Source organism: uncultured Algibacter sp., from assembly GCF_947495675.1.
In the GTDB taxonomy this organism is placed as follows: Bacteria; Bacteroidota; Bacteroidia; order Flavobacteriales; family Flavobacteriaceae; genus Algibacter_B.
This window is the reverse complement of record NZ_CANLZX010000007.1, coordinates 110,960-125,480: the sequence shown is the minus strand read 5'-3', so window position 1 is coordinate 125,480 and position 14,521 is coordinate 110,960. Positions and strand designations below refer to the sequence as shown.

Below are 14,521 nucleotides of genomic sequence, written 5' to 3'. Positions count from 1 at the left end.
CAACTACTAAAAACTCTAAAATGAAGAAATTATTTTCGTTATGCTTAATAATCAGTATTGCTGTTACGTCTTGTGGGGAGACTGTTTCAAAAGATTATAAAGACGCCTCATTATCCATTGATGAGCGCGTAGAAGCTTTATTACCAAAGTTGTCACTTGAAGAGAAAGTGGCACAAATGCGAATTTTTCATGCAAATATAGGTACTAAACCTGATGAAAACGGCAACTTAAAGCTTTCTGATAAAGTTAAAGAAAAACTTAAAATTGGTATTGCAGGTATAAAAAATCCTGGAGAGCATATTGATGCTGTAGCTGCTGCTAAGTTGAATAATGAACTTCAAAAATATATTATAGAAAATAATCGCTGGGGAATCCCTGCATTGTTTGTTACAGAATCTTATAACGGCGTAGATGCAGAGGGCTGTACTAAGTTTGGTCGCCCAATGACATCGGCAGCATCATTCAATCCAGATTTGGTAAGACGTCAATGGGATGTAGTAGGTAGAGAAGCACGATTAAGAGGGATGCACATGTGCCACTCACCAGAAGCAGATATTGTACGCGATCCACGTTTTGGACGAATGAGTGAAGCATTTGGAGAAGATACCTATTTAACAACGCAAATGGTTAAAAATGCTATAATTGGTGTACAAGGTAATTATGAAGGTTTAGGAAACGGAACACATATTGGTGCCGTAGCTAAACACTTTGCAGGATACGGGCAAGTATTAGGAGGCTCAAACTTTGCAGCAATCGAAATTTCAGAAAGAACCTTAATTGATGAAATTTATCCGCCATTTGAAGCAGCAGTAAAAGAAGCAAAAACATTAGGGATTATGGCATCACATGGCGATTTAAACGGTGTAGCTAGTCATGGTAATCCAGAATTGTTAACTGGTGTATTGCGCGATCAATGGGGATTTGAAGGTTATGTAGTTTCAGATTCAAATGATATAGCACGTTTGTATTATTTTATGGGTGTTGCAGAATCTCCAGAAGCCGCAGCACAAATGGGCTTAGAAGCAGGAATCGATATCGATTTATATGCTGAAGATTCTTATGCATACTTACCTGAAATGGTAAAGAAAAACCCAGAACTTGAAAAACTAATTGATAGATCTGTAAGACGTGTGTTAAGAACAAAATTCATTTTAGGATTATTTGATAATCCGTATATCGATATTGAAGCTGTTAAAAAAGGCGTAAGAGCAGCATCATCTTTAGAATTAGCTAAAGAATCAGATTTAGAGTCTGTAATCTTATTAAAGAACGAAAATAAAGCCTTACCGCTATCAAAAAACAAGTCTTTAAAAGTGGCACTATTAGGTCCATTATTAAATGAAGATACAAAAGCAATGTTTGAATCTGCTGCAGGTTCAAATGTGAAGTTTATAGCAGAAAAAGGCTTTCAATTAACCAATCAAAAAGGTGGGGCACCAGAACTTTTAGAAAGAGATCCTAAAGCTATTGCGAGTTTAGTAAATAAAGCAAGATCTGCAGATGTAAATATCTTATTTTTAGGAGGCGATAAGTATACCGCTAAAGAAGCTTATTTTAGTAATAGTACACTAGGCGATAGAGCAACTATTGATCCTGTTGGCCCTCAAGACGAGCTCGTTGAAAAAATTAAAGCGTTAGGAAAACCAGTTATTGTAGTGTTAAAACACAGAAGAACATTATCTATAAATGCTATTTCAGAGCATGCAGATGCTATTTTAGACACTTGGGATTTAAGTGAATTTGGAGACGAATCTACAGCAAGAATTATCTTTGGAGAGGTATCGCCATCAGGAAGATCACCAGTTACAATTCCACGATCTATTGGTCAATTGCCATACCATTATAGCATGAAAGAAATCAACTATAAAAAAGAATATTTATTCTTGGGTAAAGGGCCGTTATATCCTTTTGGTCATGGGTTAAGTTATGGCGATTTCAAATATTCAGATATTGCAATTTCAAATACTGAAATAACACCAAATACAGAGTTAGAGGTAAGTGTAAAAGTCACTAACAATGGTAGTGTTAAGGCTAAAGAAGTGGTGCAAATGTATATTAAAGATGAAATAGGTTCAGTAACACGACCAGATAAAGAATTAAAAGCCTTTGAAAAAATAGAATTAGATGCTGGAGAAAGCAAAACCGTTTCATTTAAAATAACACCAAAAATGTTAGAGTTTACAGGTATTTCAATGGAAAAAGTTTTAGAAGCTGGAGACTATACCGTAAAGATAGGAACCTCTTCGCAAGAGTATTTAGAAACAACATTCAAACTAAAAAAGTAAGATATAATGAATAAAACAATTTTAACACTTGTAGCAGTTGTATTATTATTCAATTGTTCAACAGCTCAAAAAGTAACTGCAACTCAAACTATAGATAAAGCTAAGGTGAAATCCTCTATGATTAAAGCTTTAGAATGGCAAGAAGCGCACCCTATTTTTGCTATTGCACCTACAGATTGGACAGCAGGGGCTTATTACGTAGGGGTTGCTAGAGCGCACAAAGCAACCAAAAATATGATGTACATGGCTGCTCTTAAGAACCAAGCTTATTGGAATAATTGGCAAACTTATAAACGTTTACATCACGCTGATGATGTTGCCATCTCATATAGTTATATATATATTGATAGGAATGAGAAAAGAAGAAATTTTGTAGACTTAGAGCCTACAAAAAAATTCTTGGATGTACATTTATATGAAGATGACAACTGGAAATCGGGTAAAAATCCGGGTAAAGAAGGAAAAGATATTTTATGGTGGTGGTGTGATGCTTTATTTATGGCGCCGCCAGTATTAAATTTGTATGCAAAACACACAGCGCAACCAAAGTATTTAGAAGAGATGCATAAATTTTATATGCAAACTTATAATAAATTATATGATGAGGAAGAGCAGTTGTTTGCAAGAGATATGCGTTTTGTATGGCAAGGTAACGATAAAGATAGTAAAGAACCAAATGGTAAAAAAGTATTTTGGTCTAGAGGAAATGGTTGGGTTATAGCTGGTTTAGCTTTAATTTTAGATGATATGCCACAAGATTATCAGCACCGTCCGTTTTATGAAAAACTTTATAAAGAAATGGCTGCTAAAATGTTAGCCATTCAACCAGAAGATGGTTTATGGAGAACAAGTTTACTAAGCCCAGAATCTTACAATCATGGCGAAGTTAGCGGTAGTGGATTCCATACGTTTGCTTTAGCTTGGGGTATAAACAACGGTTTGCTAGATAAAAAACATAAACCAGCAGTTATTAAAGCTTGGAATGCAATAGCAAATTGCCAGCACAACGATGGTCGCGTAGGTTGGGTACAAAATATTGGCGCATTTCCTGAGCCAGCATCGGCTGATTCTTGGCAAAATTTTGGTACTGGCGCTTTTTTAATGGCAGGTAGTGAAGTTTTAAAATTTAATTAGAATAGCATTATTTAACTAATTTTTATTTTTTAATTTAGTTTTAAAGCCTTGAATTATTGGTTTTTAAACACTTTTAACACTTTTTTCTGTGTTAATAAAACTAAGAACAGGATAGTACAGGATAATATGATTAATAAGTGTTTATATATTGTACTAATATTAATTAAAACTAAAACTAAAATTATGAAAAAAATTACTTTAAAAATTAGTGCTTTTTTATTGTTAACTATGTTTGCGCTTCAATTACAGGGGCAAGCATTGTATACTGTGGAAGGTACTTATAAAATTTCAACATCAGGTTTAACTCCGAATCTTTACGTTACAGTTAACACTTCTTTAGGTACTATAGAATGGGCCGAAGAATTACCAGGTGATGATGAAACACAACTTTGGACTATAAAAGGTCATAGAACTCCTGCTACTGCTGGATTGATGGAAATTACGGGAAACATTACTGGTTTAGGACCCGTTACCTTGTGTACAGCCGACGACTCAGCACATCCTAGTCTAACCCTTGCCGTTAGACCTGGTGATCCGATAAGTGTAGCATACGATGATACAACAGATCCGATTACCTATTCTGCAGATCATTCTGGTCTAGATCAGTTTCAAAGAAGAAAAACTAAAGTTAATGCAGAGGGACTTGCAGATGCTACTGGATCTAACCCAGCAGATGGAAACAATGCATTATTTCTAAAAAATACAATTGGTACTAATTCAAGATATGGGGTAGTTCCATCTGCAGCAGGTGACCCTGTTCAATTTGATGGTGCAGGAATTGATGTGATACAATTTCATCTTGTTGCTGCGTTAAGTACTATAGATTTTGATGCAAGCTCAATATTTGTTTCAAATCCTGTAAATAATGAATTATCAATTAAAGGCTTATCTCCAAATATTAAAGAGGTTAGTGTTTATAGTTTATTAGGAAAAAGAGTTTTATCTCGTAACCTAAACCAAGAGACTTCTTTATCTATAGATACTAGTGCTTTATCTACTGGTATTTATATTGTTAAAATTGCAAGCGATAAAGGTAGCATAAGCAAAAAGATTGTGAAAAAATAAATATTTACAACTTTTTAAAGAAAGGCCATTTAATTTTTTAAATGGCCTTTTTTTTGTTTGTTAGAAATTAAGTTTGTCCTTGGGTTTTATATGATTTTAAACAAGCTTAAACAAATTATAGTTTATGGTACTAAAATACTTATGCTAATGCCTTTTTTTTAGAGTTCTAAGTTTTATACTATTAATACATTAACACAGAATATGCTAAACAATACTCAAATGCAAAAAAAACTGCATGTAAACTATTTTTAAAACCTGTCAAATGTATAACATACGACAGGTTTTTTTATTAAGTTTTACATAACAGAGCAGGATTGTTTAAAAGGTATATTTCTTTAATATTGATATGATTAGAAGACTTAAAATAAATACCAAATTATAAATAATAATGAAAAAAACTTTCTCCCTTATTTTATTAAGTTTTGTTTTAATAAGCAAGGCTCAAAGCGTACGGCATATAGAAACTGTAAATGATTTATGGCACTTTCATAAAGGAAGTATCGATAAGCCTTTTTCAAATGATGATTCAGTATCCTGGGAAAAAGTAACCATTCCACATTCATGGAATACCAAAGATATTTTAGACGATCAAGATGGTTATTATCGTGGAGTAGCTTGGTATAAAAAAACCTTAGAAATTCCGCAAGTTTACGAAAATCAGCAAGTTTTTTTATTGTTTGAAGCTGCTAATCAGGTAGCATCGTTATTTGTAAATGGTAAAGCAGTTGGCAAAGATCATATTGGCGGGTATACATCATTTAGTAGAGATATTACATCAGCTTTAAAACCTGGTAAGAATCAAATTTGGGTTAAAGTAAACAATGCTCATAATGATGAAATTGTGCCACAAGCTGCAGATTTTTCATTTTACGGAGGTATTTATCGTGACATTCAATTAATCATTACAAAACCAATTCATTTTGAAGTTGCCAATGTAGGTGCTAATGCCATATTTATCAGAACACCAGAAGTGTCTGAAGCTTCTGCAAAAGTTTCTGTTCAATCAAAATTAGTAAGACCAAAAAAAGGCACCTATTATGTAAGGCAATCTTTGTTTGATGCCGAAAATAATCCTGTTAAACAAGTAAAAACTAAAACAGCATTCGGGAAAGATGTTATAAGTGAATTTACAATTTCTAAACCAAATTTATGGTCTCCAGATAATCCGTACTTATATAAATTAGTTTCAGAAGTAGTAGATAAAAAAGATAATGTATTAGACCGTATTGAGAATGTTGTTGGTTTTAGATGGTTTAGTTTCGATGCTAAAAAAGGCTTCTTTATCAACGGAAAACAAACCAAACTTATTGGCACATGTAGACATCAAGATTTTTATGGAAAAGCAAATGCAGTAAGTGATGAAATTCACCGTAATGATATGAAGTTGCTCAAAGAAATGGGATCTAATTTCTTACGCATTGCTCATTATCCACAAGATCCGGCTATTTTAGAAATGTGTAATAAATTAGGCTTTATTGCAACCCTAGAAATACCATTTGTAGACAAAGCAGCGGCAAACGAAGCTGGTAAACAAAATAGTATTAATATGCTAAAAGAGGCTATTCGTTTTAATTATAATAATCCAGCTATTGTAGCATGGAATTTAGGAAACGAAACTACTATGAAAGCGCCTGATAAACTTGGTGAAGACTACATTAAGCATTTTATAAGTACACATAAAGCATTAGCAAAAACTATTAAAGAAGAAGATACAACACGTAGTTCTTACTCTGTGTTTTTTAGAGAACCAGCTTACCAAGATAATTTAGGAATTAGAGTAACGGATATTGTAGGGTATAATAAATATTATGGTTGGTATATTGAAGAATTAGAAGACATTGATAAGAATTTAAGAAGTTTAGTTAAGCGATCATTAGAGTTAGACCCAGATAAACCTTTTATTTTAAGTGAATATGGAGGAGGAGCAGACCCCAGAATAAGGTCTTATAACCCAACCCGATTTGATTTTAGTGTAGATTATCAGTTTCTTCTACACAAGGCATACATGAAAGCTATTTTAGATATTCCTGAAATTGTTGGAGCAAACGTTTGGAATTATGCAGATTTTCAAGTGGAACATAGAAAAGATGCGGTGCCGCATATTAACAACAAAGGTTTAGTGTCAGCTTCACGAGAAAAGAAAGATGCGTATTATTTGTATCAAGCCTTATTAAAAGAAACTCCATTTTTAGCCATAGCTTCAAAATCTTGGAATAAAAGATCTGGTATTGAAGATAATGAAGGGGCAAATGTAGCTACACAGCCTATAACTGTAGTAGGAAATAGTGATGAAGTAGAATTAATTTTAAACGGTAAGTCTCTAGGAAAACAATATTTTGATTTTTCAACGGCAATATTCAATGTGCCGTTTCAACAAGGACAAAACTTGATTGAAGTAATCTCGGAAAAGGGCGGGGAAACTTTAAAAGACTTCGCCTTAATAGAATTTACACTACAGCCTAAAAACTTAAATAGTAAAACCAATCCTTTTAAAGAGGTTGCAATTAATGTTGGCTCTTATTGTTTTTTTATTGAAAGCCATAATGTAGATTATTTATGGATGCCGGATAAAGCATATGAAAAAGGTGGCTATGGCTATGTAGGTGGCGATTTTTTAAGATTTAAAAGTAAACGAAGAAATAATATAGGTGTTGATGTGAGTATTAAAGGAACGGAAAACGATCCAATTTATCAAACCCAACGTTTAGGTATTGACGCCTATAAATTTGATGCCCCTAATGGTACTTATGAATTGTCATTACTCTTAGCAGAGTTAAATACCAAAGATGATAACGTTATGGATATTATTGTTAATGGTAAAACGCTTTGGAGTAACATAAATCTAAAAAAGGAGTACGGAAATGACCGAGGTGTTTCCAAACGTTTTTTAATAACAATTGAAGATGATAAAGGTGTTACCGTAGAATTTAAGGCTAGAAAAGGGAAAACCAGACTTAGTGGTATAAAGCTAAGAAGAGTTAATTAATCTTTTCTTCTTGTTATAACTCAATATTTTAATACAGAATAAAGTATCTAACAAGAGATTTTAAGATAAAATAATTATAAAAAAAGCCAGAAAATATATTTTCTGGCTTTTTTTAATTATAATATTTATAGAATATTAAGTACACTTTCGCATAAGCTTATATTTAAACTCTTTCATGCGTCGTGTTTGCCCACCTAATTTGTGCTCTTCCACCTTTAACGCGGTATGCGCCATATCTAATTTTCGATTGTGTTCCTCTTTCAGGATCAGGAATATTCCAGTTAAATGATTCACCACCAATTATGGCATTACAATAATGTATTTTTTTAGTAGCATCGGTTGGGTCTACTTTAAAACCTACTTCTAAATCAAAAGAGGTTATTTCATTTTTAGTAACTCTTTTTAGTAGAACTACTTCTCTGCCACTACCTGAGCCACCACGTTCTAAGATACGCTCTGCATAAATATCGAAAGCCACTTGCTTGTCTGCATTGATACCTGTACCATAAACTGGCTTTGCTAGATATAAACAAATAGCAGGATCCGGAGAACCACCACCACCAGTATGTTGACCTTTGGCCTGTGCTATGTAAGTGCCATCTTGATCAAAAGATCCCGCATCACCTACTTCTAGAATTCTAAAGTCTCCTTTAAATTTAACAAAAGATCCTACGTTAGCGTTTGCTATAGGTAATGAGCGTTCTATTCGAGGTTGTAAGGTGCCTGCTGCGTCTTGATTATTAGAATCAGCAGTTATATTATATATTCCCCAGGTAACACCGTCAATAATACTTTCTTTGTAATTTGCATAACAACTACGGTCGTCAATAGTTCCTACATTAACAGGGTTTGGTAAATCGTTTGATGTTCTAGTAACATTTTCTCCATCTGGATTACATGTTGTATAAGATCCTGTGTCCTCATCAATAGCTACAGGAATAGGGTTTGGATCTGGATCAGGGTCTGAAACAGGTACGTTTTCATAAACTATGATGTCTTCAGATAGCCCAAGCCCATCTTTTGTACATGAAAAGAATGCTGTAAATACAAATAACGCAGTAATTGATAAGATTTTATAAATGAATCTTGATTTTTTCATAATATTTCACAAATTTATTCAAAGATAAGACTATAGTAGAATCTAGTTATCCTGTGGTGTCCTGATTGAAAATAGCTTTTATCTATAATGTGTTTTATTTTTTAGTTTTCACAAACTAATTTAAATCTTGCAGAATTTATGTTAAGATTGCTTTATCTATTTCTTTTACATGATACAACAGGATACTCTTAAACTTATAAAATGCTTATTTTATTGTTTGTAAATCTATTAAATTATGCACAAATTTTTATACTTTTTTATAATAGCCTCAATTTTAAGTTGCCATCCAAAAGATAAAGTAAATAAAGGTGTTACTCCAAAAATAGGTTTCAAAGAATTATCACAAAATTTTAAATCACCTTCAAAGCAATACCATCCAGAAACCTGGTTTCACATTAACGGGAATAATATTAGTAAAGAAGGCTTGACTCAAGATTTGGAAGCTATTAAAGCAGCAGGATTACAAGGTATTCACTTATTTAATAAAGCAGGACGCTTATATCCAGATGTAAAACCCATTAAAATTTTATCTCCACAATGGGAAGATATGATTCGTCATGCTGCAGATGAAAGTAAGCGGTTAGGGTTAAAATTTACGATGCAAAACTGCCCAGGTTGGTCTATGACTGGAGGTCCATGGGTTCCAGCAGAAGAGGCACAACGTGAGGTTGTTGAAACGGTTTACAGAGTTAAAGGAGGTAAAGTATTTGAAGAAACTCTTCAGTTAGATTCATTATACCATACACCAGATTATAACTATAAAGATATTCAACTATTAGCATTCCCAACACCAGAAGGGGACGATTTAGAACCCTTCAACCCTTTAAAAATTGAAACAAATAATAGTTTGGTGCCTTGGAAGGATATCTTTAATCCCAATTCAAAAATTATTGTAAATCGAAAAACTACTCAACTTGATAAACCTTTAAAAGCATACAGAAGTCAAGGTATTTCAAAAGTAAAAAATCAAAATACTTGGGTTAAAACAAAGTTTAATGCTCCCATAACATTGCGAACAATTACTTTTCCGCAATCACGACACATGATTTTGGATACACAATACCCTAAAGTAGACGTTAATATCAAAGTTGAAGCACTTCAAAACAATAAATTAGTTGAAGTGACAACTGTAAACTTACCTGATGCGAATTGGAATGATAGGAGAAAACATCTTACGTTGGCTATTCCTGAAACTACTTCAAATGAATTTGTATTTACATTTATGGGCAAACATAATATTGCTCCAGAATTTATCCGATTAAGTTCAAAACCAAAACTTCATAATCATGAAGCTAAAGCAGCAAAAGTATTAAGACGTCTAGAAAAAAAGGTATCACATAATTATGCTAAAAATACCATCATAAAATCAAGTAGCATTATAAATCTTACCGATAAATTGACTTTTGATGGAAAACTAACTTGGGAAGTTCCAGAAGGCAATTGGACTGTCGTTCGTTTTGGACATATTAATATGCGATTAACTAATAAGCCGGCAGTACCAGAAGCCACAGGTTGGGAATCAAGTAAACTAGATAAAGTTGCCATAGAAAATCATTTACGAAATGGTATGATTGGTAATTTAATTAAAGATGGTGGCCCAATTGGTGATGGAAAATTACATGGTTTATTGATTGATAGTTGGGAAAGTCATGTGCCAACGTGGACCATGAATTCTGAAGATATGTTTGCTGAATTTGAAACGCGAAGAGGTTATAGTATGAAAACATATTTGCCTGCAACAATGGGTTATATCGTAGATACTCCAGAAGTAACAACTAAATTTTTAAGAGACCTCCGCCAAACTATGGATGATGTGTTTATTGAAAACTTCTTCAAGCATTTTGCTACTGTTGCAAACGATATGGGAGCTGATGTTTATACTGAAGGAGCAGGAGGCGAAGTATTGCCAATAGACCCTATGCGCTATTATGGTGTTAGCGATATACCAATGACCGAGTTTTGGTACCCTAAAGCACCATCCAGTCAAAATGAATATGCAAAGCCTATTTATAATGCTGCTTCTGCGGTACATTTGTATAACAAACCCAAATTAGCAGCTGAAGCTTGTACACAAGTGGGTGTAAAGTGGAATGAACATCCTTTTTCTGTAAAGTATTTAATTGATTATAATTTTACCAAAGGTGTAAATCATTTAGTGTTTCACACTTTTTCACATACACCTCAAACAGATGTGTATCCAGGTTCTAGTTTTGGAGGGAATATAGGTTTTCCTTTGGTTCGTCAACAAACTTGGTGGAAATATATGCCACAATGGATTGAGTATTTGTCTAGAAATCAATATGTTTTGCAACAAGGGGAATATGTAGCAGATGTGTTACGGTATTATGGAGACGATTTTGATAGACCACCTTTTGATCTAGATGAGTTTTCAGATGGCTATCGTTTTGATTATTTAAATGCTGAAATTTTAAATGATAAATTGAGTGTAAAAAACGGTAAAATTCATATTGAAAATGCAGGCGATTATCGTGTTATTACTCTAAGAGATTCAAAAAACATGTTGTTATCTACAGCTAAAAAAATAAAAGAGTTAGTATTAGCTGGAGCAGTAATTTTAGGTGATAAACCAGAAGACTCTCCAAGTTTAATGGATGATGAAAATGATTTAAAAGAACTAAATAAAATTGCGAATGAATTATGGGGAAATACAAAAAGTGGTTCTAAACAAGTTGGAAAAGGAAAAGTATATTGGGGAATATCACTTGATGATGTTTTAAAAGCAGAGCGCATTGCACAAGATGTTATAGTACCAGATGATTTAAACATAAAATGGATTCATCGTGAAACCACAGATGCACATATTTATTTTGTCGCATCAAACAACGATAAACCAGTTGATGCTGCATTAAGTTTTAGAGTTAGTAGTGTTTCACCACAAATTTGGGACGCATTATCTGGAGAACAACAAGATGCAAAAGTTTGGAGTAAATCAAATGAAAGAACGAATGTTGCTTTATCTTTTCCTCCAAACGGTAGTACTATTGTTGTGTTTTTAAAGACTGATAAAAAACCTTTTGCTTCAAAAGTAACTTATAATGATACCATTATTTTAAATGCAGAAACGGGATGGTTTAAAATTCATGATACCGCAGATTTTCCTAAAATTAGCTGGAAAGAGGATGAAATTTCGGCTTCAACATCAGGAATATATAGTTTTATTCAAAATGAAGATATAGTAACTAAAAATATTAGAGTCGATGAGGCTTTACTTCAAACAGATTGGAAATTAAATTTTGAAAAAGGTTGGGATACACCAAAGTCTATTAAAGTTTCAGAATTAAAATCTCTAACCGAACTTGAAAATGATGCCGTTAAGCACTATTCTGGGACAACCACATATTCAAAAACTTTTAATCTTGAACAAAAATCAAAAAGTATAATAATTGATTTAGGCGATGTTGCAAACATTGCTGAACTATCGTGTAATGGTAAAAAAATTGGTGTAAAATGGGCGCCACCTTTTGAGTTTGATATTACCAAGTATGCTCTAAAAGGAGAAAACACCCTTGAGGTTAAAGTTACTAATACGTGGCGTAATCAATTAATTTTTGATAATAGTCGCCCTAAAAACCAAAAGAAAACGTGGACTACGAATCCGCCTAAAAAAAATGAAACGGAATTAGAGGTTTCTGGGCTTATTGGGCCAGTTCTTTTAAAAATAACCAATTAACTAATTCATTTTTAGTTAAATATATATGTTTTTAATCTAAAGAAATAGGTTTTTAACGAAAAGAAAGTGGAGTTACATCTTAATCAGGATAGTTCAGGATAGTAATTTCATAGGTTTAATTGAACTTTACAAAGTTGGTGATATACCAAATAAACTATAATTTAAGACAACTATGAAAAACAGTAATTTAAAATCTATTTTATTTTTCTTTTTTATCTTATGTTCATTAGGCATAACAGCGCAAGATGCGCCACCTTCTGATGATATTTACAGATTGAAAAATGTTGAAACAGGTAAATTCTTAACAGATACAGGTGTAAGTGCTACAGCCGTAACTATGACAGATTTAGGTGCAGAAGATCAAAGTACCCATTTTAAGTTTGTGCAAAGCGGTACATTTTATAATATAGATAGCGAAATTTTAGGAATATTACGTGCGCCAGGAGCAGGTGGTCCAGGAGGTGCTTTTGTGGTTGTTAGTACAACTAAAGCTTCACCAGCTGCAGATGCCGATAAAGTGTGGACCATACAACATAACCAAACGGATGACACCTATAGATTTCAATCTGGAAATAGCGGTAGATTTATGTATCATGACGCAAATGGAACCGTAACACATGTTGCAGTTTCAGCAACGGATGATAGAAGTAATTGGGAACTTGTTCCATTTGTAGAAATACCTGTAGAGATAGCTCCAGATGAAGACACTAATACAGACTTAAATTGTCCAGCTTCAGGTGAATTCGAAAACAACAGTACCAGAAATGTAGATTTACCAAACCCTGTTAATGTAGGTACTGCTGATGATAGAAGTTGCTATTCCGATTATTCAGAAAGTAATGTTTATGGAAAAAATTGGGGCGTTTATAATATTACAGATGGGTCTAACCATTGGGATGCTCCAAACACCTTACAGCCTAGAATAGAGCGTTCTTTACCTAGATCTGGGGAAACAGGAGTTGGTAGTTATGCAAGATTTACGGGAGTATTTAGGATTTTAGAGGTAGGAGATGCTGGTAGTTTTAGTCAAAATGGAACTTATATAGCTCAAGCCAAAGGAAAGCACACAGGCGGTGGAGGATCTAATGATCCAGCTATTTGTTTATATCTAGCAAAACCTGTTTATGGTACAGGTATCAATGCAGACAAACAAGTGGCGTTTGATATATATGCCGAACGTATCTTAGAACGTGGTGGAGAAGGTAGCGGTAGAGAAGTCGTGTTATTAAAGCGAGTAAATAAAAATGAAGAAATTGACTTTGAGTTAGAGGTAGGTTTTAGAGAAGACCCTAACGATGCCACAAAAAAGATTCATTATTGTGATGCTGTAATTGGAGGTGATGCTTTTAATTATAACATTCCTGAGCCAGACAGAGGTTTAGAATCTGGTATTAGATATGGTGTATACCGCGTTAGAGGTGGAAGAGCTCAAATTAGATGGGCAAATACCACATACCAAAGGGAAGAAGTTATAGATAATGGCAATTCAGGTCCATCTGATGACATTTACAGATTGAGAAATGTAGAAACAGGGAAATTCTTAACAGATTCTGGAGTTAGTGCTTCACCAGTTACAATGTCAGATTCGGGCGAAGCGCAAAACACACATTGGACTTTTGTTGAAAGTGGCGCGTTTTTTAATATCGATAGTGAAACGTTTGGAATACTACGTGCACCAGGTGCTGGTGGCCCAGGAGGTGCCTATGTAGTTGTAAGTACTTCAAAAGCATCACCAGCAAGTGATGGTGATAAGGTTTGGACTATACAATATAACGCAACTAATGAAACTTATAGATTTCAATCTGGAACTAGTGGCAGATATTTGTACCATGAAGCAAATGGAACAGTAACACATATTCAAGCTAATGAAACTGATAATAGAAGTGTATGGCAGGCTATTCCAACAAGTGTGACTCTTAGTTTAGATAAAAATAAACTAGTTTCTTCACAGGTTCGAGTTTTTCCTAACCCAGCAAATGATAGCTTTACTATGGCCTTTAAAAATCTAAATCAAGTAAAAGTTGAAATTTTCGATATGTTAGGTAAAACTGTTTTTAAAAGTGAGTCTCTAGGTGAAAATCTAAAGGTAAATAATAATGGACAATTTAAGTCTGGTGTTTATCTTATTAGGGTTGTTGATGGTGCAAATAAAGTCTACAATACCAAGCTTGTAATAAAATAAAAAAAGTTTAATATAATATCAATTGTTAAAAAAGCCAGAAAATTATGTTCTGGCTTTTTTAATTTAGTAATACAGGATG

Annotated in this window: 7 protein-coding genes; 6 read left to right on the top strand and 1 reads right to left on the bottom strand. The window is 33.5% G+C overall.

Features of this window, described 5'->3' with window-relative positions; translation table 11 throughout:
• Positions 1 to 20 precede the first annotated feature (20 nt).
• The 4 genes from Q0842_RS06885 to Q0842_RS06870 all read left to right on the top strand — a co-directional run bounded on the left by Q0842_RS06885 (position 21) and on the right by Q0842_RS06870 (position 7,470).
• On the top strand, positions 21 to 2,285 hold the full coding sequence (locus Q0842_RS06885; RefSeq protein WP_298495955.1) for a glycoside hydrolase family 3 N-terminal domain-containing protein: 2,265 nt from the start codon (positions 21 to 23) through the stop codon (positions 2,283 to 2,285).
• A 6-nt stretch (positions 2,286 to 2,291) separates the two neighbouring features.
• Positions 2,292 to 3,419, top strand: coding sequence for a glycoside hydrolase family 88 protein (locus Q0842_RS06880; RefSeq protein ID WP_298495952.1), 1,128 nt, complete (start codon positions 2,292 to 2,294; stop codon positions 3,417 to 3,419).
• 183 nt (positions 3,420 to 3,602) lie between these two features.
• Positions 3,603 to 4,484 carry a T9SS type A sorting domain-containing protein gene (locus Q0842_RS06875; protein ID WP_298495950.1) on the top strand — a complete coding sequence of 294 codons (882 nt, stop codon included), beginning with the start codon at positions 3,603 to 3,605 and terminating at the stop codon, positions 4,482 to 4,484.
• A gap of 388 nt (positions 4,485 to 4,872) precedes the next feature.
• Positions 4,873 to 7,470, top strand: coding sequence for a glycoside hydrolase family 2 TIM barrel-domain containing protein (locus Q0842_RS06870; protein WP_298495947.1), 2,598 nt, complete (start codon positions 4,873 to 4,875; stop codon positions 7,468 to 7,470).
• Positions 7,471 to 7,633: 163 nt separating this feature from the next.
• Here Q0842_RS06870 and Q0842_RS06865 read toward each other — a convergent pair whose 3' ends face one another.
• Positions 7,634 to 8,569 (bottom strand): hypothetical protein, encoded by a 936-nt coding sequence (locus tag Q0842_RS06865; protein ID WP_298495945.1) that lies wholly within the window; start codon positions 8,567 to 8,569, stop codon positions 7,634 to 7,636.
• A gap of 235 nt (positions 8,570 to 8,804) precedes the next feature.
• On the opposite strand from Q0842_RS06865, the gene Q0842_RS06860 reads away from it, so the two are divergent.
• The gene (locus tag Q0842_RS06860) at positions 8,805 to 12,260 is read left to right on the top strand and encodes a glycosyl hydrolase (RefSeq protein ID WP_298495940.1); all 3,456 of its coding nucleotides are present in this window, start codon (positions 8,805 to 8,807) and stop codon (positions 12,258 to 12,260) included.
• Positions 12,261 to 12,432: 172 nt separating this feature from the next.
• On the top strand, positions 12,433 to 14,442 hold the full coding sequence (locus Q0842_RS06855) for a T9SS type A sorting domain-containing protein (protein ID WP_298495938.1): 2,010 nt from the start codon (positions 12,433 to 12,435) through the stop codon (positions 14,440 to 14,442).
• Positions 14,443 to 14,521: the final 79 nt, after the last annotated feature.